The sequence below is a fragment of the Nioella sp. MMSF_3534 genome, from assembly GCF_030732985.1.
In the GTDB taxonomy this organism is placed as follows: domain Bacteria; phylum Pseudomonadota; class Alphaproteobacteria; order Rhodobacterales; family Rhodobacteraceae; genus Nioella.
Genome location: NZ_JASHJX010000003.1, coordinates 93,099 through 110,130, shown reverse-complemented (window position 1 = coordinate 110,130; position 17,032 = coordinate 93,099). Strand labels below are relative to the sequence as shown.

General features: G+C 64.1%; 18 protein-coding genes. 12 read left to right on the top strand and 6 right to left on the bottom strand.

All coding sequences use genetic code 11. The features are described from left to right. Positions 1–28: 28 nt before the first annotated feature. From RBB16_RS02195 to RBB16_RS02150, 10 genes are all read left to right on the top strand, one after another. Positions 29–1,339 carry a Hint domain-containing protein gene (locus RBB16_RS02195; protein ID WP_306044581.1) on the top strand — a complete coding sequence of 437 codons (1,311 nt, stop codon included), beginning with the start codon at positions 29–31 and terminating at the stop codon, positions 1,337–1,339. Between the two features lie 118 nt (positions 1,340–1,457). Then, positions 1,458–2,930: a diguanylate cyclase gene (locus tag RBB16_RS02190; RefSeq protein ID WP_306044580.1), complete on the top strand. Its 1,473-nt coding sequence runs from the start codon at positions 1,458–1,460 to the stop codon at positions 2,928–2,930. Between the two features lie 168 nt (positions 2,931–3,098). After that, positions 3,099–4,412, top strand: coding sequence for a ferredoxin reductase family protein (locus RBB16_RS02185; RefSeq protein ID WP_306044579.1), 1,314 nt, complete (start codon positions 3,099–3,101; stop codon positions 4,410–4,412). Positions 4,413–4,503: 91 nt separating this feature from the next. Further along, positions 4,504–5,427 (top strand): manganese-dependent inorganic pyrophosphatase, encoded by a 924-nt coding sequence (locus RBB16_RS02180; protein WP_306044578.1) that lies wholly within the window; start codon positions 4,504–4,506, stop codon positions 5,425–5,427. 105 nt (positions 5,428–5,532) lie between these two features. Further along, positions 5,533–6,054: a hypothetical protein gene (locus RBB16_RS02175; protein ID WP_306044577.1), complete on the top strand. Its 522-nt coding sequence runs from the start codon at positions 5,533–5,535 to the stop codon at positions 6,052–6,054. 154 nt (positions 6,055–6,208) lie between these two features. After that, positions 6,209–7,081: a TIGR01459 family HAD-type hydrolase gene (locus RBB16_RS02170; protein WP_306044576.1), complete on the top strand. Its 873-nt coding sequence runs from the start codon at positions 6,209–6,211 to the stop codon at positions 7,079–7,081. A gap of 119 nt (positions 7,082–7,200) precedes the next feature. Next, positions 7,201–7,644, top strand: coding sequence for a MaoC family dehydratase (locus tag RBB16_RS02165; RefSeq protein ID WP_071688615.1), 444 nt, complete (start codon positions 7,201–7,203; stop codon positions 7,642–7,644). A gap of 178 nt (positions 7,645–7,822) precedes the next feature. After that, positions 7,823–8,752, top strand: coding sequence for a bifunctional riboflavin kinase/FAD synthetase (locus tag RBB16_RS02160; protein ID WP_306044575.1), 930 nt, complete (start codon positions 7,823–7,825; stop codon positions 8,750–8,752). Next, positions 8,749–9,201, top strand: a complete 453-nt coding sequence (locus tag RBB16_RS02155) for a YcgN family cysteine cluster protein (protein ID WP_306044574.1) — start codon at positions 8,749–8,751, stop codon at positions 9,199–9,201. Before RBB16_RS02160 ends, RBB16_RS02155 begins: the two co-directional genes overlap by 4 nt. Continuing rightward, a complete protein-coding gene (locus RBB16_RS02150) occupies positions 9,198–10,250 on the top strand; it encodes a low specificity L-threonine aldolase (RefSeq protein WP_306044573.1) in 1,053 nt (350 codons plus the stop codon). Before RBB16_RS02155 ends, RBB16_RS02150 begins: the two co-directional genes overlap by 4 nt. 108 nt (positions 10,251–10,358) lie before the next feature. Here RBB16_RS02150 and RBB16_RS02145 read toward each other — a convergent pair whose 3' ends face one another. Further along, entirely contained in the window at positions 10,359–11,135 is a 777-nt protein-coding gene (locus RBB16_RS02145) for an alpha/beta fold hydrolase (RefSeq protein WP_306044572.1), read from the bottom strand. Beyond that, positions 11,132–11,731 (bottom strand): 2-hydroxychromene-2-carboxylate isomerase, encoded by a 600-nt coding sequence (locus tag RBB16_RS02140; RefSeq protein WP_306044571.1) that lies wholly within the window; start codon positions 11,729–11,731, stop codon positions 11,132–11,134. The genes RBB16_RS02145 and RBB16_RS02140 overlap by 4 nt, the downstream gene beginning before the upstream one ends. 91 nt (positions 11,732–11,822) lie before the next feature. On the opposite strand from RBB16_RS02140, the gene RBB16_RS02135 reads away from it, so the two are divergent. Beyond that, positions 11,823–12,839 carry a ribose-phosphate pyrophosphokinase gene (locus RBB16_RS02135; RefSeq protein ID WP_306044570.1) on the top strand — a complete coding sequence of 339 codons (1,017 nt, stop codon included), beginning with the start codon at positions 11,823–11,825 and terminating at the stop codon, positions 12,837–12,839. A 69-nt stretch (positions 12,840–12,908) separates the two neighbouring features. Continuing rightward, entirely contained in the window at positions 12,909–13,811 is a 903-nt protein-coding gene (locus RBB16_RS02130) for a cation diffusion facilitator family transporter (RefSeq protein ID WP_306044569.1), read from the top strand. On the opposite strand, the gene RBB16_RS02125 is transcribed toward RBB16_RS02130, so the two are convergent. The 4 genes from RBB16_RS02125 to RBB16_RS02110 form a co-directional block, all read right to left on the bottom strand. Then, positions 13,805–14,155: an H-type lectin domain-containing protein gene (locus RBB16_RS02125; RefSeq protein WP_306044568.1), complete on the bottom strand. Its 351-nt coding sequence runs from the start codon at positions 14,153–14,155 to the stop codon at positions 13,805–13,807. The two genes, RBB16_RS02130 and RBB16_RS02125, sit on opposite strands and share 7 nt — an antisense overlap. Before the next feature lie 148 nt (positions 14,156–14,303). Beyond that, entirely contained in the window at positions 14,304–14,699 is a 396-nt protein-coding gene (locus RBB16_RS02120; protein ID WP_306044567.1) for a F0F1 ATP synthase subunit epsilon, read from the bottom strand. Between the two features lie 10 nt (positions 14,700–14,709). Beyond that, complete coding sequence (gene atpD / locus RBB16_RS02115; protein ID WP_306044566.1) at positions 14,710–16,134, bottom strand: F0F1 ATP synthase subunit beta; 1,425 nt, start codon at positions 16,132–16,134, stop codon at positions 14,710–14,712. A gap of 19 nt (positions 16,135–16,153) precedes the next feature. Further along, entirely contained in the window at positions 16,154–17,029 is an 876-nt protein-coding gene (locus tag RBB16_RS02110; RefSeq protein WP_306044565.1) for a F0F1 ATP synthase subunit gamma, read from the bottom strand. Between the last annotated feature and the right edge of the window lie 3 nt (positions 17,030–17,032).

The following is a 17,032-nucleotide window of genomic DNA, read 5'->3' as shown; positions in this document are numbered from 1 at the left end:
CGGGCAAGCGGGAACCTGTGAGCAGCGGATGCCGACCACCATCAACGGAAGCTGGATCGACGATAGCCTGACGGGCACCACCGGTGACGATCAGATCAACGGCCAGTCCGGCCATGACACTCTGGACGGGGGCGCTGGCAATGACACGCTGTCGGGCGCGTCGGGTCAGGACGTGCTGCTTGGCGGCGACGGTCAGGACGCACTCGATGGCGGCTCCGGTCACGACACATTGTCGGGGGGCGACGGCGCTGACACGCTGGAAGGCCAAAGCGGCGACGACCTGCTGTCCGGCGGCGATGGCGACGACTCGCTCGATGGCGGATGGGGGGCGGACACCCTGTTCGGCGGCGCGGGCAATGACACCATCCATGCCATCGGCGGCGACGTGGTCGATGGCGGCGCGGGCGACGACCAGATTTCCATGGGCGGCTATTCCGGGGGCAGCGACACCATCGCCTTCGGGCCGGGCAGCGGCCATGACACCGCCTCAGGCTTCAGCCCCGACAGCGACCACATCCATATCGGCGGCGCCGCGCCCGAGGATGTGATCCTGACCGCGACCGGCGATCCCAGGATCTGGGTTCTGACGCTGGACGGGGTGCCGGGCGCCAGCCTGACGCTCGATTTCACCTATCACTGGAACAGTGGCATCGACGAGGCCGACCTGCTCGACCGTATCCTGACCGATGACGACGGGCCAATGCCCGAAGATCCCTATGGCCCGCCGATCTGCCTGACGACAGGTGCCATGATTGCCACCGCCACCGGCCCCCGCCCGGTCGAGGCGCTGCGCCCCGGCGATCTGGTGTTGACCCGCGATGCGGGCCTGCAACCGCTGCGCGCCAATCTGCACCGCCATGTGCCCGCCGCCGCCCAGCGCGCCGATCCCGCCCTGCGGCCGATCCTGATCGAGGCAGGGGCGTTCGGCGGGGGGCTGCCGCTCCGTCCGCTTCTCGTGTCGCGTCAACATGCGTTCCTGGCCCATGATCCGCGGCCCAGCGGCAAGGGCGAGGTGCTGATCCGCGCCCGCCACATCGCCGAGGAACTGGGCAAGGCCAGCCATGCACCCTGCCCCATTCGGGGGCTGACCTATTTCCACCTGCTGTTCGACCGGCACCAGCTGATCTGCGCCGAAGGGGTCTGGACCGAAAGCGTCTTTACCGGGGTCCAGGCCCTGCGTGCCGACCCGGTGCTGCGCCTGCTGCTGCGCCACCCGTCCAGCCGCCCGATGTCGGAACGGGCCCGCCCATTGCTGCTGCGCAAGCATCTGCAACGATATCGCGATCATCTGCTGGGGCGCGGACCCGAGGCCGACAAGACCCGGAAGCGACGGGCCTGACCACCGCCTGATCCGCGATTTGCCTAAAATGCACCCGGAAAAGCCGGGGCTGTCAGGACTTTCTTCACGCTTTGGCCATAGCGTCGGGCGCGATACCCGCATCCTGCAGGACATGCATGTGACACAGACCCAAGACGACAAACCGGACCAGTCCGAGGATTACCGCAGATATGCGGAACTGACCCTGCGCCATATTCTCGACGCGGTGCTGGTGACCGATCTGGCCAATGACATCGTCTGGGTGAATACCGGGTTCGAACGGATGTTCGGCCACCGGCTGGAAAACATCATCGGCCAGCCTGCGCGCGGCTTGCTGGACGGCCCCGATACGGACCCCGCCGCGCGCGACAAGGTCCTGCGCGCCATTGAAGGGCGCGAAACCCTGACGGTCGATATCCTGCACTATTCCGCCAGTGGCGACCCGATCTGGGTCGACAAGACCCTGACGCCCATTTTCGACGAGAACGGCAATCACACCCATCACATGTCGATCAACCGCGACATCTCCAAGCGCCGCAAGATGGAGGAAAAGACGCGCGAGGTGATGGCCAACGAAGAACAGCGCCAGCATGAACGCAAGCTGCTCAGCCAGGTCAGCGAATGGCTCTATTCCGCCAAATCGCTGGAGGAGCTTCTGAAGGTCGTGCAGAAATCCATGTATACCCTGATCCCGGAATCAGAGGGGCAGCTTTATATCTATTCCAATTCCCGCGACACGCTGGATCTGGAAACCTGCTGGGGCGATCACGAGCCTCACAAACACATAGATGCAGAGGATTGCTGGGCCCTGCGCCGCGGTCGGGCCTATTCCTATGGCACCCGCGCCATCGAATTTCCCTGCACCCATGTCGAGGGCGAAGATACCCCCTATTTCTGTCTGCCGATCATCGCCCATGGCGAAACCATCGGCCTGCTGCACCTGGCCTTTTCCGCCTTCGACCGGTCGATCATGTCCCGCGAGATGGTGGAAACCTTCCTGCAGCAACGATGGGAACTGGGCCTTCTTTGCGCCGAGCAGATCAGCCTTGCGGTGGCCAATGTCCAGCTGAGGCAGGAGTTGATGGACCAATCCGTGCGCGACCCGCTGACCAGCCTGTGGAACCGCCGCTGGTTCCTCGATGCCGCCCATAAGGAGATCGGCCGCGCCCGGCGTCAGGGCAGTCCCTTGTCTCTGATTTCGCTCGACGTGGACCACTTCAAGAAGTTCAACGATCATCACGGCCATGACGCGGGCGATATCGTGCTGCGAGAGGTCGGTGCCCTTATGCGAGAGGTGTTTACACCGCCGCTCGCCCCCTGCCGCCTCGGGGGGGAGGAATTCGTCGCGCTGCTGCCCGGCCTCGATCACGCCGCCGCGCTGGAGATCGCGGAGCGCTTCCGCATTGCGCTAAGCGAGTTGGAACTGGCCTATGGCGATGGCAAGCTGCCCCGCATCACCGCCTCGGCGGGCGTGACCAGCTACCCGGCCTGCGGAGATCACGTGGCCGACATGCTGAAACATGCGGATCTCGCGCTTTACCGGGCCAAGGACCAGGGCCGCAACCGCGTGGTCTCTGCCCTTGGCGACGAGGGACAGATCGCCGCCGAATAGCATCGCAGCTGCGCAGAGACCCGTGGCCCGAAATCGTGCCCGGGACGTGGCATTCGGGCACCACCCCCTCGCCGAGTCGCGCCAGGGTTGCATGCCGGCCTGACAAATCGCTCCCGGCCCGCTAGCCCGTCGCAACGATCCGATCCGCACAACAAAAGGGCCACAGCCATGCGCGCCGCCGGGCTTGTCACCATTGTCCTCTCCTGCCTGATCCCCGCCTATCTCTTCGCCATGCTGCCCGATATTGCCGACCCCGTGGCGCTGTTCAGCCAGTATCTTGGCACGCTTGCGCTGATCCTCATGGCCTGGGCGCAGATCATGGCAACGCGTGCGCCGGGCATCGAGACGCTGATGGGGCCGATGGACCGGGTCTATGTGCTGCATAAATGGTCCGGCATCGTCGCGATGACCGCGATCCTGCTGCATGATACGATTGACGCCGATATGGACGGGATCGGGCGGGAAACCGCGCTGACCGAAATCGCCGAAACACTTGGGGAGCTGAGCCTTTATGGGCTGCTGGTTCTGGTGGTGATCTCCATCGCCACCTTCGTCCCCTACCACCTGTGGCGCTGGACCCATAAGGCCATGGGTGGCTTCTTCATCGCCGGGGCCATCCACTACCTGTTCATCCTCAAGCCCTTCGCCAATGGCTCCGCGCTTGGGCTTTATGTCGGTGCGATCTGCGCCGCGGGGGTGCTGGCCTATGCGGTCACGCTGCTGCCCCCTGCCCTGCGCCGGTCGGCTGGCTATCAGGTCAGCGGCATCCGCAAGACCGGCGGCGCGACCGAGATCACCATGACCCCGACCGGCCGCCCGCTGCGCTTTGCACCCGGCCAGTTCGCCGTCTTCACCTTCGGGTCGCGCGGCCTGACGGAACCGCACCCGTTTTCCCTCTCGGCCCCTCCGGTGGCGGACGGCTCGCTCCAGATCACCGTCAAGGCGCTTGGCGATTTCACCCAGCGTCTTGGCCGCGATCTGACACCGGGCACCCCGCTGCGCGTTCAGGGGCCGTTCGGGCGGTTCCAGCGACGCGCGCCTTCAAGGGCCGCTGAAGTCTGGGTCGCAGGCGGCATCGGCATCACCCCCTTCCTGGCCTGGGCCGAGGCGCTGCCCGACACGCTGCCCGCCCCGGTCACGCTGTTCTGGTGCGTCCGGTCTCGCTCTGATGCCCCTCAGCTGGACCGGGTCGAGGCCGCCGCCAACCGCGTGGACAACCTGACGCTCCATATCCTCGCCTCCGACACGGGCGACCGGCTGACCGCCGACCGGATCGCCGCCGCTGCCAATGGGCCGCTGAAGCTCTGGTTCTGCGGCCCCGCCGGTCTGCGCCGGGCGCTGCACTCGGGCCTTGCCCGCCACGGCATCAGCGCCCGCGACATCCATTACGAGGAGTTCGAGTTCCGCACCGGTATCGGCCTCAAACGACTCGCCGCCCGGATCGCCCGTCGGCTGAAGGACCGCGCCGCGCCGTCCCGCTGACCGCCCCCAGTCCTGCGGCACAACTTCCACCTGACAAGCCTGCCCGGCTTCTGTATGACGCGCGCAAACGCAAGATAAACGGAACCTCCCCATGACCACGCTCGTATTCGGCCACAAATCCCCCGACACCGATTCCACCGGCTCTCCCATCATCTGGGCCTGGTATCTGAACGAAGTGAAAGGCACCGACGCCGAAGCCGTCCTTCTGGGCGAGCCCAATACCGAAGCCGCCTTCGTGCTGCAGAAATGGGACCTGCCCAAGCCGCGCACCATCGACGCCGTGGACGCCGGCGCGCCGGTCGTCATCGTCGACACCAACAACCCCGCCGAATTGCCCGACGCCATCAACGACGCCGATATTCAGGCGATCATCGACCACCACAAGCTGGTCGGCGGGATCGAGACCAAGGGCCCGATCGACATCACCATCCGCCCCGTGGCCTGCACCGCCACCATCATGCATGACCTGATGGGCGAGGACGCCGCCAAGATGCCCGAGGCGATCAAGGGCGCGATGCTGTCCTGCATCCTGTCCGACACGCTGGAATTCCGCAGCCCCACCACCACCGAGCGTGACCGCGAAGTGGTCGAGGCGCTGGCCGCCGATCTGGGCATCGACACCGCCGCCTATGCCGCCGAGATGTTCGCCGCCAAATCCGACGTCTCCGCCTTCTCGGATGCCGAACTGCTGCGCATGGATTCCAAGGCCTACGAGGTTTCCGGCACCAAGTTCCGCGTCTCGGTTCTGGAAACCACCTCGCCCGGCACCGTCCTGTCCCGCAAAGACAGCCTTGTCGCCACCATGCCGCAGGTGGCCGAGGAAGACGGCGTCGATCAGGTGCTTCTGTTCGTCGTCGATATCCTGAACGAGGAATCCACCCTGCTGGTTCCCAACGATCTGGTGAAGACCGTGGCCGAGAAGAGCTTCGCCACCGTCGTGGGCGATGCCGATACCGTGGTCCTGCCCGGCGTCGTCAGCCGCAAAAAGCAGATCATCCCGAACCTCGCGCTCTGATCCCGGATCGGCCAGTTTCGGCTTATGCAAGGGGCGGCCATTGGCTGCCCCTTGTTGCGTCTGCGCCCCCGGCAGAAACTGAAGGCGCCCAACCAGAGGTGCCTCATGCGACCCATCCTGCCCGCTGTCTTCACCCTTCTGCTGGCCGCGCCCGTGCTGGCCGACAGCTACAGCCCGGCCCCCGGCGATATCGTGACCATAGGCCAGGGCGGGCTTGGCCTGTCATCTGCCGATGCGACCGCCACCGCCACCCTGCCCTTCGGCACGCCCTTTCATGACAGCCTGCGGACCCTGACCATGATCATGGGCCATGATTTCTCGGTCTACCTGCCGGAAGACTGCCCCGCGGGCCCCGTTGTCGTCGCCAGCTTCACCCGCCAGATCGACCTGATCTATCAAGAGGACCGATTGGCGGGCTGGATGCTGCGCCCCGGCTCGACCCTGACCACGCAATCGGGGGTCGGCCTTGGCACGCCGCTGGCCGGGCTTGGCGGTTTCGCAACGCTGGAGGTCATGGAATCCACGCTGGGATGGGAATTCCAGGCCGGTGAAATCTCCGGCCTTCTGTCCGACAGGGAAGGCATCGTCAGCCATATGTGGTCCGGCACGGTCTGCGTGTTCCGCTAGGCGGCCACCTTGCGAAAACAGCTTCGCGTCTGCACGGGGGGTGTACAGGGGGTGTACGCCCGGTGTACGCCCGGCACCCCCCGATTTCGCCGCCCCTTCCCTTCCACGGACCGCTCCCGTAATCAGGCACCGACCCAGAAGGAGCCCGGCAAAAATGACCACCATCATCCGCTCGCTATCCGAGATTTCCGACCGCTACGACGTGCTCTATTGCGACCTCTGGGGCTGCCTGCACAATGGCTACACCCCCTTTGCCGAGGCGGTCGAGGCGCTGCGCGCCTTCAAGGCCAAGGGCGGCTATGTCCTGCTTCTGACGAACTCCCCGCGCCCGCGTGCAAGTGTCGAGAAACAATTGGAAAAGATCGGCGTTCCCCGCGATTGCTGGGATGCGATCGCCAGCTCCGGCGACAGCGCCCGCGCGGCCATGCTGCGCGGTCTGGTGGGCCGCAAGGTCTGGTTCATCGGCCAGCCCCATGACCAGAGCTTTTTCGCCCCAATGGAGGTCGTCAGCGACGCGGTCGAGATCACCCAGGTGCCGCTGGAAGAGGCCGAGGGCATTGTCTGCACCGGCCCCGAAGACCCCTCCGCCGATCCCGAGATTATGCGCCCTAAGTTCCTGTATGCAAAACAGAAAAACCTCAAACTCCTCTGCGCGAATCCCGATATCGTTGTCGATCGTGGAGAGACCCGCGAATGGTGCGCGGGCGCGCTGGCGCAGCTTTATACCGAGATGGGCGGCGAGAGCCTCTATTTCGGCAAACCCCACGCGCCGATTTACGAACTGGCGCGGATGCGGCTGGCGCAGGCGGGGGTCGATTGCCCGCCCGAGCGCATCCTTGCCGTAGGCGACGGGCTGAAAACCGATATCCTGGGGGCACAGGGCGAACCCATTGATTCCCTGTTCATTTCCGGCGGCCTCAGCCGCGAGGACACCGGCACCACCGACCAGCCGGACCCGGTGAAACTGGACCGCGCCCTGGTCGCGGCGCAGGTCGAGGCCACCTGGTCCATCGGCTTTCTGCGCTAGGCTTCAAGCAACATAGTTGCGACATAAGGGGCTTATTGAAGAACATTGTTACTTCTGCATTGCAGCATTCGCCTGTTTCCGCTATGAGACGGGTCAAGATGACTCGCGAGGCCCCAGATATGCTCGACAACTTCCCCCGTGGAACGATCTGTATCGAAGATATCGAGATCGGCATGACCCGCCACCTGATGAAACAGGTGACAGACCGCGATATCGAGCTCTTTGCCGAGGTCTCCACCGACCGCAACCCGGTGCATCTGGATGACGACTATGCCCAGGACACGATCTTCGAAGGCCGCATCGCCCACGGCATGCTGACCGCCGGGCTGATCTCTGCCGTGATCGGCGAACAACTGCCCGGCCATGGCACGGTCTATCTGGGCCAGAGCCTGAAATTCCTCGCCCCCGTGCGCCCCGGCGACTGGGTCCGCGCCGAGGTCGAGGTGATGGACATGGACATCGCCAAGCGCCGCGTGACGCTGAAAACCCAATGCACCATCGGCGGCAAGCCGGTTCTCAAGGGAGAGGCCATGGTGCTCGCCCCGTCCCGCAAGTTCGACTAACCCTTTCATCTTGGCGAAAATACCTTGGGGGGTCCGGGGGGCTAGCCCCCCGCGGATCGACGCCGAAGGCGGCGAAACCGGCCTGCATGAAGGCGCGGAAGGGCCACCCATGACCAGCAAGGCAATTCCCGGTCAGCCCCCGCTTGCCCTCGCCCATCAGGCCCGCTAAGCCGGTGCCATGAGAATACTGCGCGACCATCAATATGCCCTGGCCGAAGACCGCGGTGCCTCTGCCGCCATCGGCAATTTCGACGGCGTTCACCTGGGCCACCAGCATGTGATCGACCGGGCCCGCGTCGAGGATCTGCCGCTTGGCATCCTGACCTTTGAGCCGCATCCGCGCCAGTTCTTCGCCCCCGATGCCCCGCCCTTCCGGCTGATGAATGCCGAGGCAAAGGCGCACCGGCTGGAAAAGCTCGGCGTCGATATTCTCTATGAACTGCCCTTCAACACCGCCCTCTCCCACCTGACGGCGGAACAATTCGCCCGCGATGTTCTGGCCGAGGGTCTGGGCCTGAAACGCGTCATCGTGGGGGCCGATTTCTGCTTTGGCAGGGGCCGTGTCGGCAACACCGAGATGCTGACCGAGTTCGGCAGACGCTTCGGGTTCGACGTCGATATCGTACCCATTCTGCATGGCGATCTCGGGGCCATCAGCTCCACCAATATCCGCAATGCGCTCTCCGATGGCCGCCCGCGCGATGCCGCCGCGATGCTGGGGCATTGGCACCGGATAGAGGGCCAGATCGTGCATGGCGAAAAGCGGGGCCGGCAACTGGGCTATCCCACGGCCAATATGAATCTCGACGGGTTGCACCTGCCGAAACTTGGGGTCTACGCGGTGCTGGTCGATGTGCTCGACGGCCCCCATGCGGGCCACTACCACGGCGTTGCCTCGCTTGGGGTAAGGCCGATGTTCAACGGCGATGTGCCGAACCTTGAGACCTTCCTGTTTGATTTCAAGGGTGATCTCTACGGCACGGACCTGTCCATTGCGCTGATCGACTATCTGCGGCCCGAGCTGAAATTCGACGGGCTCGACGCGCTGATCACCCAGATGGATGCCGACAGCGACTCGGCCCGCGCGATCCTGAAGGCGCTGGAATGAGCCGTTTGCGGCGTGAGTTCTGGACGCTGCCGCTGGCAAAGCTCACGCCTGCTGAGTGGGAGGCGCTCTGCGATGGCTGCGGGAAGTGCTGCCTGAACAAGCTGGAAGATGAGGAGACAGGCGAGGTCGCCCTGACCCGCGTGGCCTGCCGGTTGCTCGACGACCAGACCTGCCGCTGTGGGCAGTACGAGATCCGCAAGACGCTGGTGCCCGAATGCATCCAGCTGACGCCCGAGACCATGGGCGACGTGGCTTATTTCATGCCCGAAACCTGCGCCTACCGGCTGCGGCACGAGGGCAAACCCCTTTACCACTGGCACCCGCTGGTGTCTGGTGACCCCGAAAGCGTCCATTCCGCCGGCGTGTCGATGCGCGGGCTGACGGTGCCCGAGTTCGAGGTGCCGGAGGAGGAGTGGGAAGACTACATCATCGAGGAGCCCGGCACATGATTTTTGCCTCCGACAACACCGGCCCCGCCGCGCCGGAAATCATGGACGCCGTGCTGCGCGCGAACGAGGGCTACCAGATGCCCTATGGCAATGACGACATCATGCCGGATGTGACGCAGAAGATCCGCGATCTCTTCGAGGCGCCCGAGGCCTCGGTGCATCTGGTGGCAACCGGCACGGCGGCGAATGCGCTGGCGCTGGCGACGCTGGCCAACCCCTGGGACGGGGTCTTCGTGCATCGCATTGCCCATGCCGAGGAAGATGAATGCGGCGCGCCCGAGTTCTATACGAACGGTGCCAAGCTGGTGCTGGTCGACGGGCCTGACGGCAAGATGGACCCGGCGCGGCTCGATGCCGCGATCAGGGCGACGGGCGACAAGGGGGTGCATGGCGTGCAGCGCGGTCCGGTCTCGATCACCAACATCACCGAGATCGGCACCGCCTATTCGCTCGATGAAATCCGCGCCGTGACGGATGTGGCGAAATCCTACGGGCTGAAGGTGCATCTCGACGGCGCGCGCTTCGCCAATGCCTGCGCGGCGCTTGGCTGCACGCCCGCTGAAATGACGTGGAAAGCCGGGGTCGATGCAGTGAGCTTCGGCGGCACCAAGAACGGCTGCATGGGGGTAGAGGCCGTTGTGTTCTTCGACCCCGCGCAGGCGTGGGAGCTGGAGTTGCGCCGCAAGCGGGGCGCGCATCTCTTCTCGAAGCACCGGTTCCTGTCGGCGCAGATGGACGCCTATGTGAGCGACGGGCTGTGGCTGCGGCTGGCCGAGCAGGCCAATGCGGCGGCGGCACAGCTCGCGGCGGGGATCAAGGCCCTGCCCGGCGCCTCGCTGGAGGCGGAACCCGCCGGCAACATGATCTTCGCCCATATCCCACGCGGCGCGCACAAACGGGCGATGGCAGCGGGGGCGAAATACTATCTCTTCCCCTTCAATGCCTCGCTGGAGGGGCCAGAGGACGAGCCGATCCGCTGCCGCTTCGTCTGCGACTGGTCCTGCGAGCGCGAAACGGTGGAACGTCTGCTGACCCTCTTTCGCGGCTGACCCTCACAACGCGGGACAACCTCTTGTTGCGTGATCGCGTTGCCAGTGGCGCGGGCCAAGAGTTTTCGAAAACTCTTGCCAAGGCGCTTCGAAGCGCCTTCCCGCGCCCTACCCCGACCGCGCGAAGAGATCGGCAATCGCCCCGGCCACCGGCACCGGATGGGTGATGGGCACCATATGGCCCGCGCCGGGTACGCTGACGCGGGTGGTGTCTGGGATGTCCTGCTCCATCCGGTCGAGGACGGCGGCGGTAATCGGCAGGCATTCCCCCCCCTGCACAAGCAAGGTCGGAGCCCGGACCTGTGCCAGTCGCGAGACCAGATCGGCGCTGTCATGAAACAGGGCATCATCCGATGCCTTGATGAAATGGATCCGGTCGACCATGTAGCGCCGCTGGCCCTCTGGCATGTCGTCAAGCCCACCCGCAGCTCCCCATAGGCGCAGAAATTCCCGCGCCGCTGCCTCACGCGCCCCTTCCGCCAGCAGCCAATCGTAGTGCGAGATGGTTTCGCGGTAGGGGCGGAATTCCCCGCTGCCTTTCGCCGCCGCAAAGAGCACGGGTTCAATCAGCGTCAAGCTGCGGATACGATCCGGCATCTCCTCGGCCAGCCGCAGTGCCAGCGTCGCCCCGAAGCTGTGCCCCACGGCATCGAAGCGCCCCTCCGGCAGATGCGGCAGCACGGCCTCATGGCACTGGTCATGCAGGTCGCGCGCCGGGTCGATATCGGGGGCCTTGCCGTGGCCGAGGATGTCAGGTGCCGTCACCCGCAGACCCGGCCCGAGCGCCCGAACCACACCCTCCCACGCGCCGGAATGGGCCAGCGAACAATGCAGCGCCAGAACCTCGCGCGGGCCGTCCCCCCATCTTCGGGCAAATCCGCTCACAGATCGCCCGCGAGATATGCATCCAGATCGTCTAGCCGGTCATGGCCCCAGAAGCACTCGGCCTCGTCCACGATGTAGAAGGGGGAGCCGAAGACATTGGCGCTGACCGCGTCTTCGAGGTTGCGGGCGTATTCTTCGGCCGCCGTCAGCATGCCCTTGTCCGCCAGGTCCGGATCAAACCCGTTTTCCGACAGAACCGCGCGGATCACCTCGTTATCGGCGATGTCCTTGCTGCCTGCCCACACTGCGGCCAAGATGCCATGCACCAGCCCGCCCAGATTGCCGCCCCCCGCCTTCTGCGCCGAAATGATCGCGTAGGAGGAGGGCGCGGGGTTGGTCGGGAAGAAAAAGGGCTGTTCGTTGATCTCCAGCCCCGCTTTCTTCGCACCCCGCCGCAATTCCTGCAGCCGGTAGGCCTTTCGCGCCGGGTGCCGGTCGGGCAACGCAACACCACCGGTGCGGGTGAAGAGCGTGGCGATATCCATCGGCTTGTAGGTGATCGAAGCCCCGTGTTTCGCAGCGATCTCCTCCAACCGCGTCCCGGCGAGATAGGTGAAGGGCGAAAGGGTGGAGAAATAGTAGTCGATGTTAGCCATGCTGCGTCTTCCTTTGGTCTTTCGCGATTGGTAGCCGGATGCTAGGGGGTGTCAACGCCCTGTTACATAAGCACACCGAGAGACAGCTGCCATGTCCGCATCCGATCCCAAGCTCATTTCCGGCAATTCCAACCGCCCTCTGGCCCAGGCCATCGCCCGCCGGATGTCGCTTCATCGCGGCATGTCCGTGGGTCTGGTCGATGCCCGCGTTGAACGGTTCAACGATGGCGAGATTTTCGTCGAGGTGTTCGAGAACGTGCGCGGCGAGGACATGTTCATCATCCAGAGCACCTCGAACCCCGCCAATGACAACCTGATGGAACTGCTGATCATGGCCGATGCGCTGCGCCGGTCCTCGGCCAGCCGGATCACCGCCGTGATCCCCTATTTCGGCTATGCAAGGCAGGACCGCCGCACCAAGGCCCGCACGCCGATCAGCGCCAAGCTGGTGGCCAATATGCTGGTCGGTGCGGGGATCGAACGCATCCTCACGCTCGACCTGCATGCCACCCAGATCCAGGGCTTTTTCGATATTCCCGTCGACAACCTCTATGCCGCGCCGATTTTCGCGCTGGATATCCTGCACCACTTCAAGGGACAGATGGAGGATATCATGGTGATCTCGCCCGATGTGGGCGGCGTGGCCCGCGCCCGCGAGCTGGCCAAGCGGATCAATGCGCCACTGTCCATCGTCGACAAGCGCCGCGAGAAGCCGGGCGAAGTGGCGGAAATGACCGTGATCGGTGATGTGACCGGCAAGAAATGCATCATCGTGGACGATATCTGCGACACCGCCGGGACGCTGTGCAAAGCCGCCGAAGTGCTGATGGAACATGGCGCGAAGGAAGTGCATTCCTATATCACCCATGGTGTCCTGTCCGGCCCCGCGATCGAACGGGTCAGCAAGTCGGTCATGAAATCGCTGGTCGTGACGGATTCCATCGAGGCGACAGAGGCCACCAAATCCGCGCCCAATATCCGCATCGTGCCGACCGCCCCGATGTTCGCGCAGGCCATCTTGAACACCTGGTCGGGCACGTCTGTATCTTCGTTATTCCAGGACGAGACGCTCGCACCGATCTATGAGGGCATGTATTCGCGCATCTGACCTCGCGGATATCGGCTTCGGCAGAGATCTGGCCTGACGTTTCAAATGCCTAGTCGGGGGGCATGGCCCATGTCGACGACCATCAAACTCGCCATTGGCAGCCTGATCCTGGGCTTCGTGGTGCTGGCCCTGAAAGGGCTGGCCTATTGGATCACCGGGTCGGTGGCGCTGCTGTCGGACGCGCTGGAAAGTACGGTCAATGTGGTCACCGCCATTGCCGCGCTGATCGCGGTTCGGGTCGCGGCCCTGCCCGCTGACGCCAACCATCCCTATGGCCATCACAAGGCGGAGTTCTTCAGTGCGGTGCTGGAAGGCGTGATGATCGTCATCGCGGCCCTGCTGATCCTGCGCGAAGCCTATGAGGGCGTCCTTGCCCCCCGTGCCATTGACGCCCCGCTGGAGGGTCTGCTGATCAACGGGCTGGCAACGGGGCTGAATGGTGTCTGGTGCTGGATTCTGCTGACCTGGGGGCGGCGGGAACGGTCCCCGGCCCTGGTGGCCGACGGCAAGCACCTGCTGGCGGATGTGGTGACATCTGCGGGCGTTGCTGCGGGCATCCTGCTGGCCTGGGCCACGGGGTTCTGGCTGCTTGATCCGATCATGGCTGCGATCGTGGCGGTGAATATCCTCTGGTCCGGGTCCAAGGTCATCAAGGATTCGCTCAATGGTCTGTTAGATGAGGCGGTTCCGGAAGAGACCCTTCAGGTCATCCGCGATGTCATCGCCTCCCACGCCACGGGCGCGGTGCAGGCCCATGATTTGCGCACGCGGCACGCGGGCAGGATGACCTTCATCGACTTTCATCTGGTGATGCCGGGGGAAACGACGGTGACAGCATCACATGAAATCTGCGACCGGGTCGAGGCGGCGCTGAGGGCGGCGGTGTCTGACGCCAATATCACCATCCATGTGGAGCCAGAGCACAAGGCCAAGCCAAGGGCTATCGAGGTTCCCGACGGGCCGGATCAGTAGAGATCCCAGTCATCCTCGTAAGGCAGTTCGCCAATCGCCATCCAGTCGGCACGGACGCGGGCGATCTTGGTGTCTTCCCAGGTGGTGAACACCAGTTCGAACCCGTCGCTGCGGATATTGGCGGCGCGGATATCGGCGCGCTGGTTCGCCTCGGTCGACATGTCCCACATGGTGACGGAAACATGCACCGCGGGCGGTGTCTTGAAGGGTTGAGCAAAGCGCACAGGATGCCAGACCTCCCGGTTGCCCGAACCGGTCCACATTTCGCCGCCGACATCGTAATCCTCGAACAGCACATGACTGCCCTGATCGACGCCAACGAGGTTGTTTCTGATCTTTTTCATCTGCTCAATCGCTATGGCCGACCCGCTTTTGCAGGAAAAATACGGCAGGAATGGGAAAAAAGCCGTTCACAAAATGGTAGAAAAAGAAGCGCCCCGCAACCGGTCCGGCGCGGGGCGTTCCTGTCTGTCATGCCGCCGGGCAACGGGCTTAGTCCATGTCTTCCAGAAGCTGGACCAGATCGGCGACGAACTTCTCGGCCCCGTCTTTCTGGTCGGCTTCGGCGGAAGCGGCCATTGCACGGGCCTCTTCCAGAAGATCGGAGAGATCGTCCTTGCGGACCTCATCCCCGGCATGGGCGCGCTCGGCGATCACCGAGACGGAGCCTGCGGTGACCTCGACAAAGCCGGAAGTCACGACATAGCTTTTATCGCCGTCGGCCGACTGCACCCGGACCACGCCCGGACGCAGGGTGGTGATAACGGGGCTGTGCCCCGGCATCGCCGTCAGGTCGCCGTCGGCACCCGGAATCTGGACCGAGGACGCTTCGAAAGAGGCCAGCCTCTTTTCCGGCGACACAAGGTCGAACTGCATCATATCGGCCATCGGTTACTCCTTAGGCTGCTTCTGCGGCCAGGCGCTCGGCTTTTGCGATCACTTCGTCGATGCCGCCAACCATGTAGAAGGCCGCTTCGGGCAGGTGGTCATATTCGCCGGCCACAACCGCCTTGAACGAGGCAATGGTGTCTTCCAGCGGAACCTGCACACCGTCGGAACCGGTGAACACTTTCGCCACGTCGAAGGGCTGCGAGAGGAAACGCTGGATCTTCCGGGCGCGGGCCACGGTCAGCTTGTCCTCTTCCGACAGTTCGTCCATGCCGAGAATGGCGATGATGTCCTGCAGCGACTTGTAGCGCTGGAGGATCCCCTGAACGTCGCGGGCAACGTTGTAGTGCTCTTCACCGACAACCTGCGGATCGAGGATCCGGCTGGAGCTGTCGAGCGGGTCCACAGCCGGGTAAATCCCCAGTTCCGAGATGGCGCGCGACAGAACGGTGGTTGCATCGAGGTGGGCGAAGGTGGTGGCCGGAGCCGGGTCGGTAAGGTCGTCCGCGGGAACGTAGACGGCCTGGATCGAGGTGATCGAGCCGGACTTGGTCGAGGTAATGCGTTCCTGCATCGCGCCCATGTCGGTGGCCAGCGTCGGCTGGTAGCCCACAGCGGACGGGATACGGCCGAGAAGTGCCGACACCTCGGAGCCTGCCTGGGTGAAGCGGAAGATGTTGTCGACGAAGAACAGAACGTCGGTCCCGGACTGGTCGCGGAACTGCTCGGCCAGGGTCAGGCCGGTCAGCGCAACACGGGCACGGGCCCCCGGAGGCTCGTTCATCTGACCGTAAACAAGCGCCACCTGGGATTCTTCCAGGTTGTCGGGCTTGATCACGTTGGATTCGATCATCTCGTGGTAAAGGTCGTTCCCTTCACGGGTCCGTTCACCCACACCGGCGAACACGGAGTAACCCGAGTGCACCTTTGCGATGTTGTTGATCAGTTCCATGATGAGAACGGTCTTGCCCACGCCGGCACCGCCGAAGAGGCCGATCTTACCACCCTTGGAGTAGGGGGCCAGAAGGTCGACCACCTTGATGCCGGTGACGAGGATTTCAGAGGCAGTGGACTGCTCTTCGAATTCCGGTGCGGGCTGGTGGATGGCGCGGGTTTCCGACGCGTTCACCGGGCCCTTTTCGTCAACGGGCTCGCCGATCACGTTCAGGATGCGGCCCAGGGTGGCGTTGCCGACCGGAACCGAGATGGGGGCGCCGGTGTCGGTGACGGTCGCGCCACGCACCAGACCTTCGGTGGCGTCCATAGCGATGGTCCGCACGGTGTTCTCGCCCAGGTGCTGTGCCACTTCCAGAACAAGGGCTTTGCCGTTGTTCTCGGTGTTCAGCGCGTTGAGGATCTCGGGCAGATGATCCTCGAACTGCACGTCAACGACAGCGCCGATGACCTGCGTGATTTTGCCGACTGCTTGTGCCATGTCGTTTCTCCAGATTTCGTCAGAGCGCCTCGGCGCCCGAAATGATTTCGATCAGCTCGTTGGTGATGACGGCCTGACGCGAGCGGTTGAACTCGATCGTCAGCTTGTCGATCATCTCGCCAGCGTTCCGCGTTGCGTTGTCCATCGCCGACATCCGTGCGCCCTGTTCGGACGCCCCGTTTTCCAGCAGGGCCGAGAAGATCTGCGTTGCGACACCGCGCGGCAGCAGGTCTTCCAGAATGGCTTCTTCCGACGGTTCATAGTCGTAGAGCGTCGAGGCATCGTCCGCCTCGGGCGCATCGAACTTGGCCGGAATGATCTGGGTTTCGGTCGGGATCTGGCTGATCACCGATTGGAAGGTGTTGAAGTAGATCGAGGCGACGTCGAATTCCCCGGCGTCGAAACGCGCGAGGATGTCACCGGCGATCTCGGCAGCGTTGGCGTAGCCCACGCGCTTCACATCCGACAGGTCGACATGACCCACCATCAGATCGGCGTAATCGCGCTTCAGCTGTTCGCGGCCCTTCTTGCCAACGGTCAGCAGCTTGACGGTCTTGCCATGGGCTTGCAGATCGGCGATCCGGCTGCGCACGAGACGCACGATCGTCGAGTTGAAGCCACCGCACAGCCCCCGCTCCGCCGTCATCACCACCAGCAGGTGGGTCTGATCGGACCCGGTGCCCGCCAGAAGACGCGGGGCACCGTCGGAATTGCCGACCGAGGCGGCGAGACCGCCCATGACGGCCTGCATCCGTTCGGCATAGGGGCGACCGGCCTCCGCCGCATCCTGCGCGCGGCGCAGTTTCGCGGCGGCGACCATCTGCATCGCCTTGGTGATCTTGCGGGTCGATTTGACCGACTCGATCCTGTTTTTTAGGTCCTTGAGGTTTGGCATTGC

Coding starts and splice junctions, on each gene's coding strand:
- RBB16_RS02195 (WP_306044581.1), top strand. CDS start 29: ATGCCGACCACCATCAACGGAAGCTGGATCGACGATAGCCTGACGGGC.
- RBB16_RS02160 (WP_306044575.1), top strand. CDS start 7,823: ATGAGAATACTGCGCGACCATCAATATGCCCTGGCCGAAGACCGCGGT.
- RBB16_RS02120 (WP_306044567.1), bottom strand. CDS start 14,699: ATGGCCGATATGATGCAGTTCGACCTTGTGTCGCCGGAAAAGAGGCTG.
- RBB16_RS02175 (WP_306044577.1), top strand. CDS start 5,533: ATGCGACCCATCCTGCCCGCTGTCTTCACCCTTCTGCTGGCCGCGCCC.
- RBB16_RS02125 (WP_306044568.1), bottom strand. CDS start 14,155: ATGAAAAAGATCAGAAACAACCTCGTTGGCGTCGATCAGGGCAGTCAT.
- RBB16_RS02170 (WP_306044576.1), top strand. CDS start 6,209: ATGACCACCATCATCCGCTCGCTATCCGAGATTTCCGACCGCTACGAC.
- RBB16_RS02185 (WP_306044579.1), top strand. CDS start 3,099: ATGCGCGCCGCCGGGCTTGTCACCATTGTCCTCTCCTGCCTGATCCCC.
- RBB16_RS02110 (WP_306044565.1), bottom strand. CDS start 17,029: ATGCCAAACCTCAAGGACCTAAAAAACAGGATCGAGTCGGTCAAATCG.
- atpD (WP_306044566.1), bottom strand. CDS start 16,134: ATGGCACAAGCAGTCGGCAAAATCACGCAGGTCATCGGCGCTGTCGTT.
- RBB16_RS02135 (WP_306044570.1), top strand. CDS start 11,823: ATGTCCGCATCCGATCCCAAGCTCATTTCCGGCAATTCCAACCGCCCT.
- RBB16_RS02155 (WP_306044574.1), top strand. CDS start 8,749: ATGAGCCGTTTGCGGCGTGAGTTCTGGACGCTGCCGCTGGCAAAGCTC.
- RBB16_RS02150 (WP_306044573.1), top strand. CDS start 9,198: ATGATTTTTGCCTCCGACAACACCGGCCCCGCCGCGCCGGAAATCATG.
- RBB16_RS02140 (WP_306044571.1), bottom strand. CDS start 11,731: ATGGCTAACATCGACTACTATTTCTCCACCCTTTCGCCCTTCACCTAT.
- RBB16_RS02180 (WP_306044578.1), top strand. CDS start 4,504: ATGACCACGCTCGTATTCGGCCACAAATCCCCCGACACCGATTCCACC.
- RBB16_RS02165 (WP_071688615.1), top strand. CDS start 7,201: ATGCTCGACAACTTCCCCCGTGGAACGATCTGTATCGAAGATATCGAG.
- RBB16_RS02130 (WP_306044569.1), top strand. CDS start 12,909: ATGTCGACGACCATCAAACTCGCCATTGGCAGCCTGATCCTGGGCTTC.